The sequence below is a fragment of the Flavobacterium sp. SM15 genome, from assembly GCF_022012335.1.
Lineage (GTDB): Bacteria > Bacteroidota > Bacteroidia > Flavobacteriales > Flavobacteriaceae > Flavobacterium.
The window spans coordinates 104409-127666 of record NZ_JAKLTO010000002.1; the positions used below are offsets into that span (position 1 = coordinate 104409).

At 36.5% G+C, this 23258-nt stretch carries 24 protein-coding genes and 1 pseudogene; 15 read left to right on the forward strand and 10 right to left on the reverse strand.

Annotated features, from left to right (window positions below; all coding sequences use genetic code 11):
- Positions 1-36 precede the first annotated feature (36 nt).
- From ribD to LZZ90_RS03405, 3 genes are read left to right on the forward strand one after another with little or no spacing between them, the layout of a single operon-like run.
- Positions 37-1077 carry a bifunctional diaminohydroxyphosphoribosylaminopyrimidine deaminase/5-amino-6-(5-phosphoribosylamino)uracil reductase RibD gene (gene ribD / locus LZZ90_RS03395; RefSeq protein WP_237789702.1) on the forward strand — a complete coding sequence of 347 codons (1041 nt, stop codon included), beginning with the start codon at positions 37-39 and terminating at the stop codon, positions 1075-1077.
- Positions 1074-1673: an HAD family phosphatase gene (locus LZZ90_RS03400; RefSeq protein ID WP_237789290.1), complete on the forward strand. Its 600-nt coding sequence runs from the start codon at positions 1074-1076 to the stop codon at positions 1671-1673. Before ribD ends, LZZ90_RS03400 begins: the two co-directional genes overlap by 4 nt.
- A gap of 7 nt (positions 1674-1680) precedes the next feature.
- Complete coding sequence (locus tag LZZ90_RS03405; protein WP_237789291.1) at positions 1681-2286, forward strand: YigZ family protein; 606 nt, start codon at positions 1681-1683, stop codon at positions 2284-2286.
- On the opposite strand, the pseudogene LZZ90_RS03410 reads toward LZZ90_RS03405, so the two are convergent.
- From LZZ90_RS03410 to LZZ90_RS03420, 3 genes and pseudogenes are all read right to left on the reverse strand, one after another.
- Positions 2283-2477, reverse strand: a pseudogene (locus LZZ90_RS03410) (T9SS type A sorting domain-containing protein); the annotation flags it as partial. The gene LZZ90_RS03405 and the pseudogene LZZ90_RS03410 overlap by 4 nt on opposite strands.
- 77 nt (positions 2478-2554) lie before the next feature.
- Positions 2555-3085, reverse strand: a complete 531-nt coding sequence (locus LZZ90_RS03415; protein WP_237789293.1) for a hypothetical protein — start codon at positions 3083-3085, stop codon at positions 2555-2557.
- 71 nt (positions 3086-3156) lie between these two features.
- Complete coding sequence (locus LZZ90_RS03420) at positions 3157-3567, reverse strand: thioesterase family protein (RefSeq protein WP_237789294.1); 411 nt, start codon at positions 3565-3567, stop codon at positions 3157-3159.
- Positions 3568-3758: 191 nt separating this feature from the next.
- Here LZZ90_RS03420 and dnaA point away from each other — a divergent pair, with 191 nt between their 5' ends.
- Genes dnaA through LZZ90_RS03435 form a run of 3 tightly spaced genes read left to right on the forward strand, consistent with a single transcriptional unit; the run spans position 3759 to position 6376 of the window.
- The gene (dnaA, locus tag LZZ90_RS03425) at positions 3759-5186 is read left to right on the forward strand and encodes a chromosomal replication initiator protein DnaA (protein WP_237789295.1); all 1428 of its coding nucleotides are present in this window, start codon (positions 3759-3761) and stop codon (positions 5184-5186) included.
- Between the two features lies 1 nt (position 5187).
- Positions 5188-5655 carry a low molecular weight protein-tyrosine-phosphatase gene (locus LZZ90_RS03430; RefSeq protein WP_237789296.1) on the forward strand — a complete coding sequence of 156 codons (468 nt, stop codon included), beginning with the start codon at positions 5188-5190 and terminating at the stop codon, positions 5653-5655.
- Positions 5656-5659: 4 nt separating this feature from the next.
- Positions 5660-6376, forward strand: a complete 717-nt coding sequence (locus LZZ90_RS03435) for an SAM-dependent methyltransferase (RefSeq protein WP_237789297.1) — start codon at positions 5660-5662, stop codon at positions 6374-6376.
- Between the two features lie 4 nt (positions 6377-6380).
- On the opposite strand, the gene LZZ90_RS03440 is transcribed toward LZZ90_RS03435, so the two are convergent.
- The 3 genes from LZZ90_RS03440 to LZZ90_RS03450 all read right to left on the reverse strand — a co-directional run bounded on the left by LZZ90_RS03440 (position 6381) and on the right by LZZ90_RS03450 (position 8363).
- On the reverse strand, positions 6381-7022 hold the full coding sequence (locus LZZ90_RS03440) for a lytic transglycosylase domain-containing protein (protein WP_237789298.1): 642 nt from the start codon (positions 7020-7022) through the stop codon (positions 6381-6383).
- A gap of 98 nt (positions 7023-7120) precedes the next feature.
- Positions 7121-8020: a DUF2279 domain-containing protein gene (locus LZZ90_RS03445; RefSeq protein ID WP_237789299.1), complete on the reverse strand. Its 900-nt coding sequence runs from the start codon at positions 8018-8020 to the stop codon at positions 7121-7123.
- Position 8021: 1 nt separating this feature from the next.
- Positions 8022-8363, reverse strand: a complete 342-nt coding sequence (locus tag LZZ90_RS03450; RefSeq protein WP_237789300.1) for a helix-turn-helix transcriptional regulator — start codon at positions 8361-8363, stop codon at positions 8022-8024.
- Positions 8364-8543: 180 nt separating this feature from the next.
- Here LZZ90_RS03450 and LZZ90_RS03455 point away from each other — a divergent pair, with 180 nt between their 5' ends.
- From LZZ90_RS03455 to LZZ90_RS03475, 5 genes are all read left to right on the forward strand, one after another.
- On the forward strand, positions 8544-8699 hold the full coding sequence (locus LZZ90_RS03455) for a hypothetical protein (protein WP_237789301.1): 156 nt from the start codon (positions 8544-8546) through the stop codon (positions 8697-8699).
- 126 nt (positions 8700-8825) lie between these two features.
- Entirely contained in the window at positions 8826-9965 is a 1140-nt protein-coding gene (locus LZZ90_RS03460; RefSeq protein WP_237789302.1) for a hypothetical protein, read from the forward strand.
- 112 nt (positions 9966-10077) lie between these two features.
- The gene (locus tag LZZ90_RS03465) at positions 10078-11271 is read left to right on the forward strand and encodes an amidohydrolase family protein (protein ID WP_237789303.1); all 1194 of its coding nucleotides are present in this window, start codon (positions 10078-10080) and stop codon (positions 11269-11271) included.
- A 1-nt stretch (position 11272) separates the two neighbouring features.
- Positions 11273-13465 (forward strand): peptidase domain-containing ABC transporter, encoded by a 2193-nt coding sequence (locus tag LZZ90_RS03470; RefSeq protein WP_237789304.1) that lies wholly within the window; start codon positions 11273-11275, stop codon positions 13463-13465.
- The gene (locus LZZ90_RS03475; protein ID WP_237789305.1) at positions 13466-14749 is read left to right on the forward strand and encodes an HlyD family secretion protein; all 1284 of its coding nucleotides are present in this window, start codon (positions 13466-13468) and stop codon (positions 14747-14749) included.
- A 57-nt stretch (positions 14750-14806) separates the two neighbouring features.
- Here LZZ90_RS03475 and mltG read toward each other — a convergent pair whose 3' ends face one another.
- Genes mltG through dapF form a run of 3 tightly spaced genes read right to left on the reverse strand, consistent with a single transcriptional unit; the run spans position 14807 to position 17183 of the window.
- Positions 14807-15847 carry an endolytic transglycosylase MltG gene (gene mltG, locus LZZ90_RS03480; RefSeq protein ID WP_237789306.1) on the reverse strand — a complete coding sequence of 347 codons (1041 nt, stop codon included), beginning with the start codon at positions 15845-15847 and terminating at the stop codon, positions 14807-14809.
- Positions 15848-15853: 6 nt separating this feature from the next.
- Positions 15854-16387 (reverse strand): GNAT family N-acetyltransferase, encoded by a 534-nt coding sequence (locus LZZ90_RS03485; RefSeq protein WP_237789307.1) that lies wholly within the window; start codon positions 16385-16387, stop codon positions 15854-15856.
- A gap of 13 nt (positions 16388-16400) precedes the next feature.
- Positions 16401-17183 (reverse strand): diaminopimelate epimerase, encoded by a 783-nt coding sequence (gene dapF, locus LZZ90_RS03490; RefSeq protein WP_237789308.1) that lies wholly within the window; start codon positions 17181-17183, stop codon positions 16401-16403.
- A 132-nt stretch (positions 17184-17315) separates the two neighbouring features.
- Here dapF and LZZ90_RS03495 point away from each other — a divergent pair, with 132 nt between their 5' ends.
- From LZZ90_RS03495 to LZZ90_RS03510, 4 genes are all read left to right on the forward strand, one after another.
- Positions 17316-18707, forward strand: a complete 1392-nt coding sequence (locus LZZ90_RS03495) for a S1C family serine protease (RefSeq protein ID WP_237789309.1) — start codon at positions 17316-17318, stop codon at positions 18705-18707.
- A gap of 133 nt (positions 18708-18840) precedes the next feature.
- Positions 18841-20289, forward strand: a complete 1449-nt coding sequence (locus tag LZZ90_RS03500) for a glyceraldehyde-3-phosphate dehydrogenase (protein WP_237789310.1) — start codon at positions 18841-18843, stop codon at positions 20287-20289.
- 73 nt (positions 20290-20362) lie between these two features.
- Positions 20363-21205, forward strand: a complete 843-nt coding sequence (locus tag LZZ90_RS03505; protein ID WP_237789311.1) for a hypothetical protein — start codon at positions 20363-20365, stop codon at positions 21203-21205.
- A 7-nt stretch (positions 21206-21212) separates the two neighbouring features.
- Complete coding sequence (locus LZZ90_RS03510) at positions 21213-21752, forward strand: GNAT family N-acetyltransferase (RefSeq protein ID WP_237789312.1); 540 nt, start codon at positions 21213-21215, stop codon at positions 21750-21752.
- On the opposite strand, the gene LZZ90_RS03515 is transcribed toward LZZ90_RS03510, so the two are convergent.
- On the reverse strand, positions 21744-23165 hold the full coding sequence (locus tag LZZ90_RS03515) for a peptidoglycan endopeptidase (protein WP_237789313.1): 1422 nt from the start codon (positions 23163-23165) through the stop codon (positions 21744-21746). The genes LZZ90_RS03510 and LZZ90_RS03515 overlap by 9 nt on opposite strands.
- Between the last annotated feature and the right edge of the window lie 93 nt (positions 23166-23258).

The window sequence follows — 23258 nt, forward strand, 5'->3', positions numbered from 1 at the left end:
TTATCATTAGCCATTAAACCAACGTTCCGAAAAACCATGACCACAGACGAAAATTATATAAAACGCTGTATCGAACTCGCTAAAAACGGCTTGGGAACAACCTATCCAAATCCTTTGGTGGGAAGCGTTATTGTACATAACGGAAAAATCATCGGAGAAGGCTGGCATAAAAAAGCTGGAGAGCCGCATGCTGAAGTAAACGCTATTAATTCTGTCAAAGACAAGTCATTGCTTTCAGAATCAACAATCTATGTGAGTTTGGAGCCGTGCTGCCATTTTGGAAAGACCCCACCGTGCTGCGATTTAATCATAGCCAATAAAATTCCGAACGTTGTGATTGGAACCATTGATCCCTTCGCAAAAGTTGCCGGAAGCGGGGTTAAAAAATTGCTGGAAGCGGGCAAAAAAGTAAAAATCGGGGTTTTAGAAGACCAGTGCAACGAGCTCAACAAACGTTTTTTCACTTTTCATAAGAAAAAAAGACCTTATATTATTTTGAAATGGGCAGAAACCTCAGATGGCTTTATTGCGCCTTTAACCAAGGAAGAAAAAAAACCGGTTTGGATTACCAATTCATATTCAAGACAATTGGTTCATAAATGGCGAAGCGAAGAACAGGCCATTTTAGTTGGCACGCAAACGGTTTTGGACGACAACCCTCAGTTAGACACCCGCAATTGGGATGGAAAAAATCCTATTCGAATTGTGATTGACAAATCGGGTAAAATTTCCAGCGAGCACCAGGTAAAAGATGGAAAAACCAAAACAATTTTCATAACGGAGAATCAAAATTTTGTCAATTCTGATAATCTTTTTTACGAAAATTGTACCTTTGATACTTCTTTAGCTCACAACATAACCGAGGTACTTTTTAATCATGAAATTCAGTCGGTTATTATGGAAGGCGGAAGAAAGACATTACAGACATTTATCAATGCCAATCTGTGGGACGAAGCCAGGATTTTCAAAGGAAATGTTTGTTTTAATAATGGGATTTCGGCACCAAATCTGACGGGAAAACTAATCGAAAAGCAAACGTTTTTGGATGACGAACTCTTAATTTTCAGAAATGTATGATTGATACTATTATTTTTGATTTTGGCAATGTGTTCATCAATTTGAGTCAGGAAGCTCCTTTTGATCATATGCGTAAAATCGGTTTGGTTTGCTGGAATGAAGATTTAGACAGCCTCAACAAACGTTACGAAAAAGGAAAAATTGACGAAATGCAGTTTTTTACCGCTTTTCAGCGCTACATTCCCAACAAAGAACTTGAAGAAATCCGTGAAGCCTGGAATGGAATTTTATTGGATTTCCCTTTATACCGTTTGGAATTCCTGCAACGCTTATCCAAAAAATACCGATTATTTCTTTTAAGCAATACCGACAAAACCCACATTGACAAATTCGAGCATAAAGTTGGGTTAACCTTCTCCAGAGAATTTTATCAATGTTTCGAAAAAGTATATTTCTCCTACGAAATCGGATTGCGTAAGCCGGACCCTGAGATTTTCAACTACATCATCAACCGTCATAACCTTGACCCGCACCGCACTCTTTTTGTTGACGACAACAAACACAATACAGAAGTGGCATCCAATTTGGGTTTACACGTTTGGAATTTGGAGGTTGGAAAAGACGATGTTGTAGATTTGTTTGATAAAACCTGGTAATTTTTCCTTGAAAGATACTTATAAAACGCTAGCTTCTCCTTCGGAAGAAACTCTATTCAAAGAAAAGAACAGTAAATTTTTCGGCTATGCCTTTCCTGTCGCTTCAGAGGAAGAAGTAAAAACCATACTTGAAGATTTAAGAAAACAGCATTATTCAGCAAGACATTGGTGTTACGCTTTTCAACTTGGAACGGATAAAATTTATTACCGCGCCAATGATGATGGTGAACCAAACAATTCAGCCGGCATGCCTATTTACGGACAAATTCAATCTTTTGATCTTACCAACGTATTAGTAGTAGTGGTTCGCTATTTTGGAGGAGTAAAACTTGGCGTAGGCGGTTTAATTTCTGCCTATAAAACCGGAGCACAAATGGCTTTGGAAGCTTCAGAAATTATCGAAAAAACCATCGACATCCATTACCTGATTCAGTTTGACTACAAAAACATGAACAAAGTAATGCGGGTAATCAAAGAAAAGAACCTTGACATCATTTCCCAAAAAATGGAAATGAGTTGCGAAATTGAAATCGCCACCCGAAAAAAAAATGCCGAAATGGTATTCGACATTTTTTCTAATTTATTTGAAGTGACAATTACCCAAAAAGATTAGCTTTTGATTAATTTAATGGTAGCTGCTGTTGAATATGCAAAAACTGCATTTAGAAAGTAAACTCCTGATTTTAGAGTTAAGCCTTTTTTATTGAATTCCTCTAAAGAATCTACCGAAAAAACTTCTTTTCCGATCACATCGAACAAATACATTTTTTCAATTTTAGAATCTGAAGTAATTGTTATTGTATCTTTAAAAGGATTTGATAAACTTCAAATTTAGTCTTAGTAAAATTTTCATCACCCAACAACACAGCATAATTAACATCTTAAACTTGCTCAATTACGCTTGTCAATCCTTGCAAAGCCTGTTTCAAAGCGTTTACTTCACAGGCGCGTGTTCGTATATAATTATCCTGATAGTAATCAATCTCATAATCTTGAAAAACCGCATTCAGTTGAGCGTTATTAGTATGAACAATTCCGTCTATTGTTGACACATAAACTCCATCATTAGCATTAACTAAAGAAATCATTAATTTATCCGAAGAAACAAAAACCTGCTGCTCTTCGCATACTTTTCTAACAACCGTAACATAAATACTAAGCTCATTTTTTAAATTCACGAGATTTTCAGGCGCGCATTGTACCAACCCCATGTTATCAGAACCAAAATCATAGATTGGCAAAGCTGTAGCACTATAATTCGATAAAATCTGATCAAGTCCAAGGTTATTGGTCATCGCTCCATTTTGAGGAACATCATAAACATAATTCGGTTGATTAAGCACGATCTGAAGCTTACCTTGAGCAAACCCAGTAGCAGCTACAAAAAAAAGAAAAAGCACTTTTTTCAGCATTACATTTCGATTAAGAATTTATAAATCAAAAATAATAAAAAAAAACCTACTTTTTAAGTTTTACTTCAATTTTAGTTTTCTACAAAATCCATTAACCGTTCCGTAACATAAGTTGGCGGTAAAGTTGGGCGTCCGGTTTTCATATCCACAAATACCAAAACCGAATTCCCGGTTGTTAATAACTCTCCTTTTTCATTGCTGATTTCGTAGTCAAATTCTATCTTAACAGAGGTTTGTTTTTTGAAGATAGTTTTCACAGTAAGCAAATCATCGTAGCGCGCCGGTTTTTTATAATTCATTGAAAGGGAAACCACCGGAAGCATGATGCCGTTTTCCTCCATCCATTTATAGGAAACCCCAAGGTTTCTAAGCCATTCCACTCGTCCCATTTCAAAATATTGGGCATAATTCCCATGATACACCACCCCCATTTGATCGGTTTCCGCATAGCGAACACGCACTTGAAATTCGAAAATTTTCATATTAATATTATGTTAATTTATTCTAAATTATTTTTTAAAATTCCCTACAATTTTTTTTTTACAAAATCAATATCAAAATGATTTTTTTTTGAAAAATTTTGTCCACATATTTGTCTTCCCGAATCTGAGAAAAGTAACCTGAGTTAACTTTTTGTAGGACAACAAAATAATCAATTTTTATGCTTGAATATATGAACAAAACTGCGCAATCGGTCTGGAATAACTGTCTTTCATTCATAAAAGATAACATTCAGGATCAGGCTTACAAGACCTGGTTCGAACCAATTAAAGCAGTTGAGCTTACTGAAAATACCTTATATATTCAGGTCCCTAGTAAATTCTTCTACGAATGGCTGGAAGAACATTACGTTAAACTCTTAAAAGTAGCCCTTACCAAAGAACTTGGCCCGGGCGCTAAGTTACTTTATAAAATTAAAATGGAGAACAAACTTGGCAACAAACTTCCTTTCACGGAACAGCTGCCAAGTAACAATCGTCCTGCAGTAAAACCACAGGAAATCGATGTTCCCATCCAAAACAAAAACCCTGAGTTAAAAAACCCGTTTGTTATTCCTGGAATCCGAAATGTAAAAATCGAATCCCAGCTGAATTCCAACTACAGTTTTGACAATTTCCTTGAAGGGGATTCCAACAGATTAGCACGTTCAGCAGGTATGGCAGTTGCCAACAAACCAGGCGGTACTTCTTTTAACCCATTCCTAATTTTTGGAGGAGTTGGATTAGGAAAAACGCATTTGGCTCACGCGATTGGTGTGGAAATCAAAGAAAAGTATCCGGAGAAAACCGTTCTTTATATTTCTGCAGAAGTTTTCACCCAACAATATATTGATTCAGTCAAGAAAAACACCCGTAACGATTTCATCCATTTTTATCAGTTAATTGATGTACTAATTATTGATGATGTGCAGTTCCTTTCCGGAAAAGCCGGAACTCAGGATGTATTCTTCCATATTTTCAATTACCTGCACCAAAACGGAAAACAGGTTATCCTTACTTCGGACAAGGCACCTGTTGACATGCAGGATATTGAACAGCGTTTGTTATCACGATTCAAATGGGGACTTTCCGCAGAAATTCACCAACCTGATTACGAAACAAGGGTTTCCATCCTAAAGAACATCTTGTACCGCGATGGTGTGGAAATGCCGGAAGACATTATTGAATATGTTGCTAAAAATATCAAGAGCAACGTTCGTGAACTGGAAGGTGCTATCATTTCCTTGATTGCACAATCTTCATTTAACAAACGTGAAGTTACAACCGAATTGGCGAAACAAGTAGTTGAAAAATTTGTAAAAAATGTAAAACGCGAAGTTTCCATCGACTACATTCAAAAAGTGGTTTCCGATTACTTCCAATTAGAGGTTGAAGTTTTACAATCGAAAACCAGAAAACGCGATGTGGTTCAGGCAAGACAACTTGCGATGTTTTTTGCAAAAAAGTTTACTAAATCTTCACTGGCAACAATCGGTTCACAAATTGGGGATCGCGATCACGCAACGGTGCTTCACGCATGCAAAACGGTTGACAATTTAGTTTCTACTGATAAACAATTCAAAAAATACGTGGAAGACATCCACAAAAAGCTTTCGTTATAAAATGCCCGTAAAAATAGTAATGGTCTGCTTGGGGAACATTTGTCGTTCCCCACTGGCAGAGGCCATCTTACAATCCAAATTACCCAAAGACCTCTTTATTGTTGATTCTGCCGGAACCGGTGGCTGGCATGTTGGCCAAGAACCAGACAAACGTTCCATCCTTACGGCAAAAAACAGAGGTTTGGACATTACCGGGCAGCGCGGAAGACAGTTCTCAAAAAATGATTTTGAAAATTTTGACTACATTTATGTAATGGATCATTCCAATTATAAAAATGTAATTGCGCTTGCTCCAAATCAGGATGCTAAGTCAAAAGTAAAAATGATTTTAAACGAATTATTTCCTAACGAAAACGTAGACGTTCCAGACCCTTATTACGGAGGACAAAACGGTTTCGAACAGGTATTCGACATGCTGGATGAGGCTTGCTCTATCCTTGCTGAAAAACTAATCTCAAAACACCTGTAATACTATGAACACTTTTGGCAAACTTTATCTGATTCCAACAACTTTAGGCGAAATGAATCCCGAAGAAGTGCTTCCGATAACCATAAAACGTACCCTTGAGTTCATTGATTATTATATAGTTGAAAACGAAAAAACCGCACGTCGATTCATCAAAAGCGTACATCCTGAAAAAAAACAACCCGAGCTAAAACTGTTCGCCTTAAACAAACACACAGAGATTTCCGAGCATCATGAATTCATAAAACCTCTTTTAGAAGGAAAAAACATGGGACTCATGAGTGAAGCAGGCTGTCCGGGTGTTGCAGATCCAGGCGCAGTGATTGTAAAACTGGCCCATGAAAAAGGCATACAAGTAGTACCGCTGGTTGGACCTTCATCAATACTATTGGCTATTATGGCTTCCGGTATGAACGGCCAGAGTTTTGCTTTTAACGGCTACCTCCCTATTGACAAGTCGGAAAAGAAATCGGCACTTAAAAATTTCGAAAAACTTTCTTACGATAAAAACCAGTCGCAGTTATTTATCGAAACCCCATACCGAAACAATAAATTAATGGAAGATTTGTTGCAGATTTTACAGTCGGGAACTCATTTATGTGTTGCGTGCGACATCACCCTTCCAACGGAATACATCAAGACATTTACCGTGAATCAATGGAAAAAAAATAAGGCCGATTTGCACAATCGACCTTGTATTTTCATTATTCATAAAATGTCTTAATCTCTTAATCCAATTTTACTTTTGCTTCCGGATTTGCCAAGATATTAGAAGTATCATAACCTGCAAATCTCTTTATGTAACTTCGTAAGGAAGTTCCAAAACCGTCGGTAAAACCATTTCTTCCGTTGCTCCTTAAATAACTCTTCACTGAACCCGCTCCACCTAAATGAGCTGCGGCCAACAAACCTGATTCTGTTATTCGGACACCGTTTACAATGCGGCCGTCATAACGATTAATCTCTTTGCGCAATTCCCATTTATTTCGCGCCAAAAGTGCTTTGAATGCTTTTTCCTGTAGCCTGGGATTTCTTAAAAAATCTGTTGTATTGTTAATCCCGATTGTTCTCAAAGTACTTTTTCCAAATTGGTATTTTCCCATATATCCAAAAGGATTAACCAATCTGTATTTCCCTAAAGATTCTTTAACCGCTATGGCTTGCTTAAACCCTACATACGATTTTCCGGTATAAGGTAGATCGTAATAAACTTTTTCTGTTTCTTCTTTGGTAGGAACCAGGTAATTAATCACTTCGTCATCTTCTACGTGAAAGCCTTCTAATTTTTCAGGTTCAAATGCTTTAAAACCTGAGCTGATCAACGTAATCAGGAGTGTTAACCCTGTAAAGTAAGTCCATTTTTTTGTCATAAATTTGTGTTTCTCATACGCTGTCACCGTGATGAATTATCTCTTTGCAAAGATAAACCCAAAAAAACAAACCTGAAAATCAGCAAGTTAAAGTTTTCCTAAAAATAGATAAAGTACAGTTTTGTCCGACTAAACTGATTGATTTCCAGGGTCGGAGCCGGAACTTTGATCGTGTTAAAAATTGAAAAAAGCGTCTTCAAAGTATGCGACTGAGTGTTAATTTTGGTCAAATCAACATCAAAACTCAGATAAAATTGCCGGGTACGATGATTAAAACTCATTAATTCGGCAGGAACCGTTTCTCTACTTCCTGAAACCATTCCGTCTGCACCGTAACCAAAAGCTAAGTTAAGCCATTTAGGGACATAATCCGCTTTAACAAAAGAATACAGATTCGCAGAAAGCCAATACGTTTGCCCATTGTAATCTTTTAAAATCTGTTCGTTCCAACTTTCCCCTAAAGTATTTGGTCTTAAGGCTGCATATTTTGTTTTATGAAAGGAGAATTTAGGAATAATACGTTGTTCCTCCCAAAGCAACTCCTGAGAAACGTAAAGTCCTGTTCCAGCTGCATTGGCCAAAACATCTCCCCAAGAAGCACCCCATTCTTTAGAAAAACCATCAAAAACCTCAACAACCGACATGAACGCAAAACCAAGTGTTCCGCCATAAATAAGCTGTTGTTTCTTAGTTGCTCCACTCCAGGCTAAGGCTTCTGCCCCCATTCTACCTAAATGATAGTTGGAATACAAATGACCTGCTTTGTCCATTTGCATCCAATCGTCGTTATCATTAATAAAGTGAAAAGAAGATTTCGGGTAATCTTTATACCAGATTTGATTTAAACCGATTAAAGTTCCGCCAAGTAAGGCTCCTTCGGTTATATAAACAAGCTGTTTCCGTTTAGGATGTAAAGAATCGGATGGAATCAGAAAATTACTTTGTGTATTTTGTCCGATTAAAGAAAAAGAAAAAAATAAAAATAAAAAATACTTCACGTTAGTTTGCTTGAGCTTCCAGTAACTTGCGCAAAAAAACAATTTCTTCTTTTAAAGTTGATATATGTTCTTTATCTGCACTCATTAAGGTATCAATATACTTAATTGAATCGTTTTCTGATACTTTTACCTGCAAATTATTAATTTTTTCTTCAATTAGTTCCGAAACACTTGTTTGAAGAATCTTTGCAATACTTATTAAACGTGTAATACTTATTCGTTCATCATCTTTCTCAAGACGCGCGTAACTTGGCTGAGTAATACCCAATTCTATTGCCAAATATTCTTGAGACAATCCGTTTTTCTCCCTCAGTTTCCTAATCTTACTTCCTATTTTATTCACAATTTGAATCATTTAAGTTACAAAAATAATAAGAATATTCATATAAATAAAATTTTACCCAAGACAACATGTACTTTTGTAAGCGAAAATATTTCTTACAATTATTAAGCAAGAATCAGTGCGCAGGATTTAGCCAATAACTAAGAAGTACTTTTAAATTCACATTAAAACTTAAACACAATGGGTAAATTAAATTTAGATGCTCTTAAATTAAGAGCAGAAGCAGTAGCTTCAGAAGACTTGTTAGCAACAATTTCAGGTGGATTACAAAACGCTTGTCATGATGACGTTATCTATGACGGGGGAACTCTTCCAGAAGTAGTTATCAAGAAGTAATTATTAAAGGATCACGCAAGTAATTGCTCACCGTCGAAGTTGCATTTGTAACTTCGACGGTTTTTATCAAAATTACAATTCAATTAGTTCTAAAAAGAATCAATCAAAACTCCAACCAAAAGATCAATGAGATTAGCAGAGGATGTCCAAAAAAATGCCGATGATATTATCAACACAATGAAAATTTTACTTTATAAAGAAGATCCGCAGATTTTAGAAAAGGTAGATTTTGACAATGACAGCATTTTTCTAGAACCACTTCTTTTTGCATATTTCAATTCAAAAAAAAACAACGTGTTTCCAAAAGAAACATTAAATGAAATTATACAAGGGCACTTTACTCACAAAGAGCCTTTGCGCATCAATCATTCATACAATAAAAATAAAATCGCCTACATTCCAAACTTAGGCTATTTCCAAAAAGAGAATACCGGTCTGCTGGAACCTCTTTTAAAAATTGATCGATTTGAGATCATAAAAGATACACATCCATTACTCGAAACGTATTTTATTCAATACTACAAAGGTCATATCTTAGATGAAAATCCAATCCACAACACAAATTGGAAATCGCATTACCAAGAACTAGAAAAAGCGATTAACATCATAAAAGAAAACATCCCTGATTTTTATTCGGAATTAAATTTCGCAAACAAAAAAATCTATCTTCATGACAATCCAAAAATCTTGAATTTCACATCTGTAGAGACTTTAGGCATGCTGTATTTTTATGTAATTGGCAACAACAATCTTTTGTATTTTATAGAAGAACTTATCCATCAAGGAGCGCATAATTACTTATACTATGCTGTCCATAACAGACAAGAATACTTCAAAATTGATGTCGATAATCTAATCATGAGAGATCTCACAAAACAAGCGTGGGATTACAGAGACGTATATGGGGCTTTCCATGGGTTATTTACTGTTACAAAGCGAGTGGAATGTTTTGATCAGCTGCTAACAAAAAACGTATTTACCGGCAGAGAAAAACATGAATTACTGGGAAGGCTTACAGATCAGTTTTCGAGATTTAGAACTGGACTTGAATTATTAAATCCTGAAGAAGTCTATACCGAAAAAGGAGGTGCATTATATCATGAGTTAGACACAAAATGCGCGTCGTTACTTGAAAAGTACAAAAAATTGAAAACCGAATTCGACCTTAGCAACCGAGATCTCGATTTTAGATACGATGATTTTTGCAAATTAAACAGCTATGAGACATTTTTAGAAAATGACGCTAAAAATTATTACCAATTTTAATTCCAAAAAAGCCGTGAAACAAATTACATCCTTACTCATTTTATATACAAACTTTTTTTTCGCGCAAAATATACAAGCTGATTTTGTTTTCAACAACGTTAGTATTGTCTCCATGACTAGCAATAAAGTAGATAAAAATCAATCCATTGCGATAAAAAACGGAAAAATAATTGCAATAAACGATTCTAAAACATCAAAAATAAAAGCTGAAAAGAGTATTGATCTTAAAGGGAAATTCATAATGCCAAGTTTGAGTGATGCTCATGTTCATCTTCCTGAAAGAGAAGATCAATTGGAAAAAGTACTCAAACTTAATCTAATCAATGGAGTAACTAAACTTCGTTCAATGCGCGGCGATTGGAATCATTTGCAATGGAAAGCGAAGTACAACAATAAAGAAAGCATCAATCCTAAACTATACTTATCCCCTCCTCCAATCCATAGAGGACTAGAGAGTTCAAAAAAACAATTCGAAAATTTCGTTAAAAGTGCCGCAGAAAATAACATCAAATTCATAAAAGTTCTCAGCATTAAAAACCAAAAAACCTTTGAAGAACTTGACAGCATCTGCAAAAGCCATAATATTTCAATTGGCGGTCATTTTCCCAGCAATCCAAAAGGTGTACTTATTCCGGATGAAATTATTTTTTTTTCCAATTACCGTTCCTTTGAACATTTGGGCGGATTAATCGGAGATTCCTCTTTAACAAATCAAAGGTTGCAAAAAATTAAAGAGAAAAATATTTTTCTGTGCCCAACCCTACAATGGTATATGATGAGTTACGAACAATATCCCTTAGACTACATGCAAAAACAAAGAGGAATGCAATTCATCAACGCCGAAGAATCCAAAGATTGGAGTGAAAAAACTGAGCTGTACAGAACCAAAATGGGCAAAGAGGCTTTCGAAGAAGAAGTTAAAAAATACCGCAACGAAATCGAAGAGCGTTTATCCGTGGTAAAAAAAGCAAATGCAATGGGAATACCTCTACTTCTTAGTCCAGACAGCAGTACAAAATTCATTATTCCTGGATTTGGAGTCTTAGAAGAAATGAAACTCTATAAAAGAGCAGGTCTTTCCAACTTCGAGATACTGAAAGCTGCAACGGTTAACTTTTCAAAATTATTCAATGAAAACAACGGAACATTAGAAGTTGGCAAGGATGCTGATTTCCTGATCCTTAATAACAACCCTTTAGAAAAGATCGAATCTTTAGAAAGTATCGAGAGTATATTTTTTAATGATCAGTACATCAATAAAGAAATGTTAGACCAAATATCAGCTTCTTTATTAACGACAAAATAAAATGCCAAAAATAAAATTCCCTTTTTACCAACAGTTGGACTACCGTGACTGTGGCCCTACCTGTTTACGCATGATAGCAAAATTCCATGGAAAAACTTTTTCCAGGGAATTTTTACGTGATAAAGCCGGCATAACACGAATGGGAGTTACCATGGCAGGAATTGCAGATGCCGCCGAATCTATTGAATTGCGCACCTTAGGAATGCGCATTTCATTAGAAAGTTTAATAAACGAAGCCCCGACTCCATTTATCGTGCCATGGCGCCAAAAACATTTTGTAGTTGTTTACAAAACTTCAAAACAAAAAATTTATGTTGCGGATCCCGCTCAAGGATTACTCGAGTACTCCCATGAAGATTTTTTAAGCGCATGGACCAACACAACAGACAAAACAGGCTTTGTCCTCCTTATGGAGCCTAATCCTTCGTTTTACACGCAAGAAGAAGAACAAACTAATATCAAAGGTTTTTCCTTTTTAATCCCCTATTTAAGACCTTATAACAAATTAATCAATCAATTACTTATAGGCCTTTTAGTTGGGATTACCATCCAGTTTTTGCTTCCTTTTTTAATGCAATCTGTGGTGGATGTAGGGGTAAACAATCAAGACATACCCTTTATATATCTTATCCTGATTTCACAATTAGTCTTGTTTGTATCGCAAACTTTGGTCAGCATTTTCAGAGAATGGCTGCTGCTTCACATCACAAGTCGTTTTAACATAAAAATGGTTTCGGACTTTTTGTATAAAATGCTTAAACTCCCCATCAATTATTTTGACACCCGAAATACCGGCGAGCATTTACAAAGAATTACAGATCACAACCGCATTCAGAATTTTGTTTCTTCCACAACATTCAACATGGCGTATTCCCTAATTCTTTTTTTAGTATTTAGTGTGGTGTTGGCTTTTTACAGTTTAAAAATTTTCACTGTATTTATTGTAGGCGCGACTTTATATGTTGGCTGGACATTTTTCTTTTTGAAAAAAAGAGCAGAACTCGATTTCAAAAGATTTGATGAAATGGCACAAAGTCAGACCTCGCTAGTCCAGATAATAAATGGTGTTAGGGAAATCAAAGTAAACAACTCGCAGAGAAAAAACCGATGGAAATGGGAACAAGTACAAATCAGTCTTTTCAAAACTTCCTTAAGCAATTTACAGTTAGCCCAGTACCAATCCATTGGTTCAAACTTCATCAATGAATTAAAAAACATTATCATCACGTTTTTATCGGCAAAAGCGGTGGTTAGTGGCGATATTACTTTAGGGATGATGCTTTCCATTCAATACATCGTGGGCCAGCTCAACTTACCGCTTTCTAATTTTATCGGCTTTATTCAGCTCTGGCAGGACGCAAAAATAAGTTTAGAACGATTATGGCAAGTACACTCAAAAGAAGATGAAGACGATTCCAAACAAGACAAAATCAAAGAGCTCCCTGAAAAAAAGTCAATTATTATTAAAGACCTAAGCTTCAGATATGGTAGCAAATCATCGCCACTAATTCTAAAAAAACTCAACTTTGAAATTCCTGAAGGGAAAACAACGGCCATAGTCGGGGCAAGCGGCAGTGGAAAAACTACATTAATCAAACTCTTACTCAAATTTTACGAACCTACCGAGGGTTCCATAGGTGTTGGCCCAACTGATTTAAAAAACATCAACAATGATTTTTGGAGAATGAATTGCGGTGCCGTTTTGCAAGAAACCTTCATTTTTAACGATTCAATTGCAGGTAACATTTCCGAATCGGAACAAAATGAGATCATTTCCCGAGAGCGTCTAAAAACCGCTGCTCACGTTTCAAACATTGAAGATTTCATTGAAAAACTCCCCAATAAATTCAATACCGAATTGGGGACTTCCGGAATTCGATTAAGCGGCGGACAGGAACAGCGTTTGATGATTGCTCGCGCTGTTTACAAAAACCCAGCATTTGTCTTTTTTGACGAAGCAACAAGTTCTTTAGATGCTAATAATGAAAAAGCAATTATGGAAAAACTCAATCATTTTCTACAAGACCGAACTTCGGTAATAGTTGCACACCGCCTTAGCACAGTAAAAAATGCAGACAAGATCATCGTTTTAGAGAATGGAGAAATTGTGGAACAGGGAACCCACGAAACCCTTACTACTGAAAAAGGGAAATACTACGAATTAGTAAAAAATCAATTAGAATTAGGCAAATAAATGAACGAAATTCAAGACAACTTAAAAATATACAGCGAAGAAGTACAAGATGTATTATCCCATCCTCCAAGGTCTATTTTTAGATGGGGAAATACAATACTATTGTTTTTTATTCTTTTACTACTGTTAATTTCGTGGTACATAAAATATCCCGATGTAGTTCGAACCACAGTAACCATAACTACAAACATTCCTCCGGAAAAGTTAATTACAAAAACAGCTGGACGAATCGAATCCATTTTAATTGCAGACCGCAAAAAAATTAAAAAAAATACACCTATTGCAATAATTGAAAACAGCGCAAATTACAATGATGTTTTTATTTTAAAAAAAATCACAGATACTATAAATTTAGAGAAAACCAATTTTCCCTTTGACAAATTTCAATTCTCATCATTAGGGGATGTTGAAAATGCGTACATTCTATTCCATAAAGAATACACCAGCAGTGAATTGAATCAAAAGCTACAACCTTTTAAAGCCGAACAATTCGCTGAGAAAAATGAAGCCCAACAAATTCATCAGCGAATCAACTTGTTAACCTCTCAAAAAAAAATAAGTGAAAGTGAACTTATCTTGCAAAAGAATGATTTGAATCGTTATGAAAAGTTGTTTAAAAAAGGGGTAGTTTCAGAACAAGAGTTCGAAAAGCAAAAACTTCTTTTCTTTCAGGCGCAAAAAAACCACAAAGTTTTGCTTAGTTCAATTTCACAAATGAAATCCTCCCTAAATGAAGCCCAAAAAAGCATAAAAAACCTTCAAATTAACGAACACAAAGAATCGGTAACATTAGAGCGCAACGTAATTCAGGCGTTTTACCAGCTCAAAAAAGCCATTAAGGATTGGGAACTAAATTATGTTTTACGCGCTTCAATAAGTGGAACCGTCAGTTATTTACAAATATGGAAGGAAAACCAAACCGTTACGGTCGGAGAAAATGTCTTTGCAATTATTCCTGAATCTGAAAGCGGTTTTATTGCTAAAGTAAAAGCCCCTGCATTAAATTCAGGAAAAATAAAAACCGGACAAACGGCAAATATTCGCTTGGTAAATTATCCTGACCGGGAATTTGGGATCTTAAAAGGGATGGTACAAAACATTGCTTTAACCCCGGACAAAGAAGGAAACTTATTAATTGACATTGCTTTGCCAAAAGGCTTAGAGACCTCTTACAACAAAAAAATTAATTTTCAACAAGAGATGCAAGGAACTGCCGATGTAATCACGGAAGATTTGCGCTTAATTGAACGCTTACTCTATCAATTTCGCGACCTCATAAAATAAAAGTGAACAGTGAAGCGCGAAACTTCTCTGTTCACTTAAACAATAAACAAATCGTTTTTATCGGTTGATGCCCAGTTTACCAACCCACTCGGCATATTTTTTAGCATTTACCTGATGTGCTTCATAGGTAGCAGCGAAATCATGGTAGCCAATTTTTTCAACACTGGCACAGAAATAAATATAATCGTGTTTTTCAGCATTTAAAACGGCATCAATAGCAGAAATATCCGGCATTGAAATTGGCCCCGGTGGCAATCCTGTATGCACATAAGTATTGTACGGAGAATTGATTTTCAAATCGTTGAAAAGCACACGTTTGATTACCTGATCGAAATTTCCGGACTCTCTTTTCACCGCATAAATAACCGTTGGATCAGCTTGTAACGGCATATCTTTCTTTAATCGATTCAAGTAAACCCCTGCTACTCTTGGCCTTTCACTTACTTTAGCGGTTTCTTCATGAACAATTGCAGCCAAAGCGGTTACTTGTTGCGGGGTCAAATTAAGTGCTTTTGCTTTTGCCTGACGCTCTTCGTTCCAGAAGCGACGGTATTCCTTGGCTAATTTATCGCGAACCTTAATAGGCGACACATTCCAATAAAACTCGTAAGTATTGGGAATAAACATTCCTAGGATGTTCTCTTTATCAAAACCGTTTTCAGCCATAAAAGTAGAATCGGTAAAAACTTCGGTAAGTGTTAAACTGTCCGGCTCTATTTGAGAAGACAGACGCTGTACCAGCTTACCTAAAGATTCCTGATTATTGAAAGCCAATTTTACAGGAACATTATGACGCAACGAAGAGACGATGCTGAAACTGTTCATTCCTTTGGTTAAAAGGAATTTTCCTGGATTTACACTAGCGCTGTATCCGCGTCGTTCAGCAACAAAATTGAATTTCTCCATATTTTCCACATAAGGAGCCACAATCTTTTTCACATCATCATAAGTCGAATTGGTAGGAACGTAAACAAAAACTTCGTCTTGGTTAAATTTGGTATTTGCTGTAAATGCCTTTAAATAGACCACCACACCAAAACCGGTGGCTACCAGTAAAATCAATACAGAAACAATTGAAAGAATTCTTTTTGGGTTCAAAATACTTTAGTTAGTTGGGTTAATTAATTGATACAAGCCTTCATCAGTATAACGGTTTTGAAAACGAATCCAGTCTTTTTTAATACCGATACTTTGGAAGCCAAAATTAGTAAAAAGGTTGATACTAGCTTTATTTTCGGTTCCGATATTTGCATAAAGCTGATGCAATTGCAACTGAGTAAATGAATATTGAATGAGCAGTTCAAGCGCCTCTTTACCAAATCCCTTACCTCGATCTTCTTGATTTTGGATTACGATCCCCACTCCGGCACGTTGGTTTCTGGGGTCAAAATCGAATAGATCTATCAGTCCGATTACTTCGTAAGTCTCAATTTTACAGATGGTCAAACGCAATTGTTTTGCCTCATAAATATCCTGATGCGCATTTTCCAGATATTGACGGATTAGATAGCGGCTATAAGGTGTTTGCGTATTACTCATTTCCCAGATGGATTCGTCGTTTTCGATAGTATAAACAAACTCCAAATCTTCCGGTTCGAGCGCGCGCAGATAAACGGTATTTCCTTTTAAAGTAATCAAATTTACACTCTGATTAAACGTTGATTTCTCCTGAGTAAACAAATGCTGCTGGCCCTTTGAGGAAAACGTGGGTATAAAAACCGTTTTTTTCTGTAAAAGAAACTTCAAGCACACCTCCTTCAACCTGTAATTCGATTATGGAACTATTGGTTTTTCCTGTCGCTTTCATAGCAATGGCAACAGCAGTAGCACCGGTTCCGCACGATAATGTTTCGTCTTCTACTCCACGTTCATAAGTACGTAAAGCAAATTTATTTTCATCTGTTTGGGAAACAAAATTCACGTTACTCCCCGTTTTACCGTACAAATCACTGTAACGAATTTTCGCTCCTTGGTTTCTGACATCGAAAATATGCAAATCTTCCACCATTTGAACATGGTGCGGCGAACCGGTATTCAAAAAAACATGGCTTTCATGCTCCTGCACCTCATCCACATCTTTCATCTGAAGTGAAACAATTCCCTGTTCATTGATGGTTGCATAATGCAAACCGTCCGTTGCGATAAAAGTCGTTTCAGCTTCAATAATCCCAAGTTGTTTAGCAAAAACCACCAAACAACGTCCTCCGTTACCACACATGGAACTTTCGTTTCCGTCGGAGTTGTAATACACCATACGAAAATCGGTCGATTCGTCATTCTCTAACAGAATTAAACCATCGGCTCCAATACCAAAACGACGGTTGCATAATTTCTCAACCAGTTTGGTATCATTTTTGGGGAAATGTAAGTCGCGGTTATCGATCATTACAAAGTCGTTTCCGGTTCCCTGATATTTATAAAAAGTATAGTTCATCTGAAATTCAAATAATTACAAAATTACAAATATTAATGACACGTTAAAGAGTGTTAAACGAGCGTTAAACCATTTTTTTGAATTCATGAAGTTTTTAATTTTACTGTTAAATAATTAAACATACTTTATATTATGAATAAATTTTCAAGCTTATTAGTTGTATCTCTGTTAAGCGGAACAATAACGCTTGGCGCATACAAATTACTTTTCGACAACAATTCCTTCTCAGGAAGTAAACTTTCGGTAGCAACTGATTCTTACGCAAGAAATGTGAATCTTGGAGCAGAAAACTCAGATTTCACCAATGCGGCCGAAAATGCAGTGCATTATGTAGTACACGTAAAAAACGTAACAGTTTCTGAAATTCCTTCCAACCCAATTATGGAATATTTCTACGGATACCGAGGCGGTCAACAACAAACTCAGGTGGGAACCGGTTCAGGCGTTATCATTTCGGAAGACGGTTATATTGTAACCAACAATCACGTGATCCAGAATGCGACGGAACTTGAGGTTACCTTGAACAACAACAAATCCTACAAAGCCAAACTGGTAGGAACAGACAGCAAAATGGACATCGCGCTGTTAAAAATCACTTCGGATGAAAAACTACCCTACGCCACTTTTGGAAATTCCGACACTATGCGTGTTGGGGAATGGGTTTTGGCAGTAGGAAATCCGTACAACTTAAACTCAACAGTTACAGCAGGAATTGTGTCTGCAAAAGCGCGAAATTTAAGCAAAGACGGAATTCAATCGTTCATTCAAACTGATGCGGCAGTAAACCCTGGAAACAGTGGTGGAGCTTTAGTGAATACTCGTGGGGAACTGGTGGGAATCAACACCATGATTTCTTCTCCTACGGGAAGTTACGCAGGCTACTCCTTTGCAGTTCCTTCAAACATTACCCGAAAAATTATTGAAGATTTAATGGAATACGGTAATGTGCAACGAGGCGCTCTGGGCGTAGAAGGCCGTGAACTAAACAGCATTGCTTCCAAAGATTTAGGCATTAAACAAACCCAAGGATTTTACATCAATTCGGTATCTAAAAAATCGGGGGCGGAAAGTGCAGGATTAAAAGAAGGCGATATCATTGTCAGATTGGACAACCAGAACGTGAACGGATTTTCAGATTTGAACTCTTACATCAATTCCAAACGACCAAACGACGTGGTTCAGGTTGGTATTATCCGAAACGGAAATGAGAAAACGATCCCGGTTCGCCTTACCAAAAAAGAGCTGGTCAATGTAGACTATAAAGGATTTGAATTTGAAGATTTGGACTCTACCGACAAAAAACGGTTCCGAATTAGCGAAGGAGTAAAAATCAAAGACATTTCCAATGAAGAATACCTTGAATACGCAGAGGTTTTAAAAGGCAGTATCATACTTAGCATTGACGGAAACAAAATCAGTTCAATGGATCAGGCTTCACGCTTGTTGAACTCCAAATCCAACAACCAAAAATTCCGCGTAGAGCTTATCACACAACGTGGAGAACGCCTGCAAATGTTCCTGTAACAACAATAAATTCAATACAGAAAAAAACCCGGTCGAAAGATTGGGTTTTTTAATTTATTTTAGCAAAATTATTTTTAGTAATCTGATTAAAAATCAATATTTTTGCACCAAATTTAACAACACAAAATAACACATGAACAATTCCGCTTTATACGAAAAAGAATTGGCTTTTCAGGCAGACAGAAGAAGAGCCGGTGTAGAATTCATCAAGATTATCAGTGATTTATGGTATGACAAGTCTATCGAGTTGGTGATTTTCCGCAACCAATTGATTGACCGAAATGTGAGCGACATCATCAATTTGCATGAATATGCGGGAGAGTTCGTTCAAAAACCAATCAACGTATTCGACTCTGTTGAAATCGCAAGAGCCATTCAAGCTTTAGACTTACCACCTTCAAGAATTGATATCGGTAAATTAACGTACGAATATCATTTAGAAGACAACAAATACAACGACGCTACTGCGTTTGTTATCGACAAATTAAGAGAGGCTAAAGACACTTCTGAAATCAAACCTAAAGACGTGGTACTTTACGGATTCGGACGTATCGGACGTTTGTTGGCTCGTGAGATGATGGCAAAAGTAGGTAAAGGACAACAGTTACGCCTAAGAGCTATCGTTACTCGCGATAAAAACGATGCAGTTTTGTTGGAAAAACGCGCTTCGTTATTGCGTTATGATTCAGTTCACGGTGATTTCGAAGGTTCGGTTTCTGCAGATATCGAAAACAACGCTTTAATAATTAACGGGGCAACGGTTCACATCATTACTGCTAATTCTCCGGAAGAAATCGATTATACGCAATACGGAATCAACGACGCTTTAGTTATTGACAACACGGGTGCTTTCACCACTGAAGAAGCTTTAAGCCGTCACTTAACTTCTAAAGGAGTGGATAAAGTTTTATTGACAGCTCCAGGGAAAGGGGTTCCAAACATCGTATATGGTGTAAACCACGAAAGCTACAACCCGGACGAAGTAAAAATCTGGTCGGCAGCTTCTTGTACTACTAACGCAATTACTCCTGTTTTAGCTGCAATCGAAGAAACTTTAGGTGTAGTAAAAGGACACTTAGAAACCATCCACGCTTATACTAACGACCAAAACCTTGTGGACAACATGCACAAAAAATACCGTCGTGGTAGAGCTGCAGCACTAAACATGGTAATCACTGAAACTGGTGCCGGAAGTGCGGTAGCAAAAGCACTACCAAGTTTAGCTGGAAAACTAACTTCAAACGCAATTCGTGTACCGGTTCCGAATGGTTCATTGGTGGTTCTGAATTTAGAAGTAGGAAAAAGTGTTACAAGAGAAGATTTAAACGCAATCATGAAGCGTTACGCTTTGGAAGGCGACTTAGTAGAGCAAATCAAGTATTCCTTAAACAATGAGTTAGTATCTTCGGACATTGTTGGAACTTCGGCTCCGGCTATTTTCGACAGCAACGCTACTATTGTTTCTGCAGACGGTAAAAACGTGGTAATGTATGTATGGTACGATAATGAGTACGGATACAGCCACCAAGTAATTCGTTTAGCGAAATACATTGCTAAAGTTAGACGTTACATGTACTATTAATTGATAGTAAATAATTATAAGAAAAATCCGCTTTTTAGAGCGGATTTTTTTATTTTTGGGTAAATTTCAACTTATGAAACACATTCTCTATTTCTTCTTTTTTTTCATCAGCCTTTCGCTGCATTCCCAAATTCAAAAAAAACCGAAAGCATTCAAAAAAATCGTTTTTAAATACAAAGTAACCTCTAATTTATATTTAAACGAAAAAGGGATCCATGGAGATACTCTTCTGCTTAAAATCAATTTTCCGGATTTAAAATTCATTAAGACAAGACTTCCTAATGATCCTACGATTCTTGGAGGTTTAATTCCCATTGAAAAACTAAACGAGAAAGACAAGGATAAAATAAAAGCAATTTTCTCCAAAGGCAACTATGAATTAACCGGATATTACGATCCAAAGAAAAACAAAACCCGGCTTATTCGAAGCACAGACGAATCAGACCAAACCAACCTAGTCCTTAAAAAGCACCTAGATAGAAGTAATAAAAAATACATTTACAAGCAAGTCATCAATTACAAAAAAGAAAGAGTAGAAAGCTATTCGATGTATAAAATAGTACACATAAATGATGAAACCGAATTAAGATCGCTAGGGTTAAGCGGAATAAACACCTACGGTACATCATCCGTATATTCTCAAACATCAAGAACAAAAGGATATCCATCAACCACAACAATTATGGAAAACATAAACGACAAGACAAAATCCTTAGTTTGGCATAATTCTGAGAAAAACATCGGTGAATATCAAACCGATAATAGTAAATTTAGCATTACGCATTTGGTTTTAACAAACCCTTCTCTTGACAAACAGATCAATCCTTTTTTACCTTTTAGGAATTGCGAAAATGGCATACAGGAAACCAAAGACCTTTTCTCTACAACAAAACTGATTTCAGTAACTTACGAATAAAGCAAACATGAATCTCCAACCCGTTTTAGAAAACGAAACCGTCAAATTAATCCCTTTACAGGAATCGGATTTTGAAACTTTATACCATGTTGCTTCCGACCCGTTGATTTGGGAACAACACCCCAACAAAGACCGTTACAAAAGAGAAGTTTTTCAAAATTTTTTCAAAGGAGCTTTAGAATCAAAAGGAGCTTTTAAAATCATTGACAAAACCTCTGAGGAAGTTATCGGAAGTACTCGTTTTTACGATTATAACCAACCCAACAAAAGCATTCTAATAGGATATACTTTTTACGGAAGACAATATTGGGGCTCAACTTACAATCCTGAAGTAAAAAAACTCATGCTCAATTATGCCTTTCAGTTTGTTGATCAGGTATTTTTCCACATTGGTGCACACAACTTCCGCTCCCAAAAAGCCATTGAGCGACTAGGTGCTGTAAAAACCAGAGAAATCGACGTTGCCTATCATGGGGAACCTGAAAAATTAAATTTCGAATACCTAATTGAAAAGCACTTATGGATTATTCGCACTCAATTATTGTAATACACGATTAATCTGGACAAACCTTCTAGCATAATACGGCTCTTTTGTTGAAGATATAATTACTCCAGAGCTGGTTGAAGAATGAATAAACTTAATCTCATCCTCCAAAACCTCAGTAACCATTCCAACATGCCCTACCCACCTGCCTCGTGTGGCAAAGAAAATCAAATCGCCTTTTTGAGCCTGGCTTCGATCAATTTTAACTCCTGAATTAGCTGCCATATCCGAAGAAGATCTAGGTAAAGTCAAATCTATATTTCTAAAAGTCGAAAACATTAAACCTGAACAGTCAAAACCGTTTCGATCGGTTCCTCCCCCTCTATAACGCACTCCTAAATTTTCAGAAGCCTTTGCAATTAAAAAATCGGCTTTCATTGCAGCATCGGCCGATAGAGGCAAAACTTCCGCTTTAGTTTCCGTGCCGGTTTCATTGGAAACAACAGCCACATCATTAGCATCTTTATTAGGAAGATCGACTTTGGTTTCAGATTTCACTTCATTGCTTTTAGCTCCGGCTTTAATGATAAGGTGTTGACCTATCTCCAATCCATTTGCAATTTGCGGATTCAGTTTTTCCAATTCAGTTATCGAAATACCATAACGCTTTGAAATTCCGTATTTTGTTTCTTTAGGCACAACTTCATGAGTTAGAGAAACAGTATCATCGGCATCATTTGAAGTGGTTGCTACAACTGCATTTTCAGTTTTATTGATCTCAGCTTCTTTTCTTTTCTCTTCTCTTGTTTTCTTTTTTTCTTCTCTATCCTGCTTTTTCTCAGCAGCTTCAACATTTTCAGTACCCGGAATAAAGACTACATCTTTAATATCCAATTTATTGTTCTCAACTTGCGGATTGGCTTTTTTTAATTCTTCTACAGAAATATTGTATTTTTTAGCAATCACATAAAACGACTCGCCTGAGACCACAACGTGTTTTTGCAGTTTGCTTTGATTTTTGACTATTTTGGACGTTTCGGCTTTTGAAAGCTTTTCTTCTGCTTGCTTTTTAATACCTTTCGGCAGAGCCAACAACTCGCCTAACTGCAAATTATCCGACTCCAGTTGCGGATTTGCGTCTCGAAGTTTTTCCACGGAAGTATCGTATTTTCGGGCAATAGTGTATAACGATTCACCGGGCTCCACTTTATGAGAAGGTCCTTTTGGGGTAAATTTTATTTTCTTTTCTTCGGATTTTTTTTTGGAATTTTTAGGAATGAAAAGCACCATTTCCAATTGCAGCAACCCTTTAGCTTTTGGGTTCATTTCTAAGATTTCAGCTTCGGTAACATTGTACTTTTTTGCAATACTGTAAACCGATTCGCCACTAACCACAACGTGTTTAATCTTTTCCTGTGAAAGAACTATTGTAGAGGTAAATAAAAAAAGTAGTGTAAAAAATCTGAAAAAACTCATCTGCATATAATTACGGGGAACCAAAATTCCAATTTTCGAAAGGAGTGGCAAGATAAAAAAACTCCCGGCAAAACCGGGAGTTTTAACTTTATT

Excerpts from the sequence above, each read along its gene's own strand:
- ribD (WP_237789702.1), top strand. The coding sequence starts at position 37 with ATGACCACAGACGAAAATTATATAAAACGCTGTATCGAACTCGCTAAA.
- LZZ90_RS03400 (WP_237789290.1), top strand. The coding sequence starts at position 1,074 with ATGATTGATACTATTATTTTTGATTTTGGCAATGTGTTCATCAATTTG.
- LZZ90_RS03415 (WP_237789293.1), bottom strand. The coding sequence starts at position 3,085 with ATGCTGAAAAAAGTGCTTTTTCTTTTTTTTGTAGCTGCTACTGGGTTT.
- LZZ90_RS03420 (WP_237789294.1), bottom strand. The coding sequence starts at position 3,567 with ATGAAAATTTTCGAATTTCAAGTGCGTGTTCGCTATGCGGAAACCGAT.
- dnaA (WP_237789295.1), top strand. The coding sequence starts at position 3,759 with ATGAACAAAACTGCGCAATCGGTCTGGAATAACTGTCTTTCATTCATA.
- LZZ90_RS03430 (WP_237789296.1), top strand. The coding sequence starts at position 5,188 with ATGCCCGTAAAAATAGTAATGGTCTGCTTGGGGAACATTTGTCGTTCC.
- LZZ90_RS03435 (WP_237789297.1), top strand. The coding sequence starts at position 5,660 with ATGAACACTTTTGGCAAACTTTATCTGATTCCAACAACTTTAGGCGAA.
- LZZ90_RS03440 (WP_237789298.1), bottom strand. The coding sequence starts at position 7,022 with ATGACAAAAAAATGGACTTACTTTACAGGGTTAACACTCCTGATTACG.
- LZZ90_RS03455 (WP_237789301.1), top strand. The coding sequence starts at position 8,544 with ATGGGTAAATTAAATTTAGATGCTCTTAAATTAAGAGCAGAAGCAGTA.
- LZZ90_RS03460 (WP_237789302.1), top strand. The coding sequence starts at position 8,826 with ATGAGATTAGCAGAGGATGTCCAAAAAAATGCCGATGATATTATCAAC.
- LZZ90_RS03465 (WP_237789303.1), top strand. The coding sequence starts at position 10,078 with ATGACTAGCAATAAAGTAGATAAAAATCAATCCATTGCGATAAAAAAC.
- LZZ90_RS03470 (WP_237789304.1), top strand. The coding sequence starts at position 11,273 with ATGCCAAAAATAAAATTCCCTTTTTACCAACAGTTGGACTACCGTGAC.
- LZZ90_RS03475 (WP_237789305.1), top strand. The coding sequence starts at position 13,466 with ATGAACGAAATTCAAGACAACTTAAAAATATACAGCGAAGAAGTACAA.
- dapF (WP_237789308.1), bottom strand. The coding sequence starts at position 17,183 with ATGAACTATACTTTTTATAAATATCAGGGAACCGGAAACGACTTTGTA.
- LZZ90_RS03495 (WP_237789309.1), top strand. The coding sequence starts at position 17,316 with ATGAATAAATTTTCAAGCTTATTAGTTGTATCTCTGTTAAGCGGAACA.
- LZZ90_RS03500 (WP_237789310.1), top strand. The coding sequence starts at position 18,841 with ATGAACAATTCCGCTTTATACGAAAAAGAATTGGCTTTTCAGGCAGAC.
- LZZ90_RS03505 (WP_237789311.1), top strand. The coding sequence starts at position 20,363 with ATGAAACACATTCTCTATTTCTTCTTTTTTTTCATCAGCCTTTCGCTG.
- LZZ90_RS03510 (WP_237789312.1), top strand. The coding sequence starts at position 21,213 with ATGAATCTCCAACCCGTTTTAGAAAACGAAACCGTCAAATTAATCCCT.
- LZZ90_RS03515 (WP_237789313.1), bottom strand. The coding sequence starts at position 23,165 with ATGAGTTTTTTCAGATTTTTTACACTACTTTTTTTATTTACCTCTACA.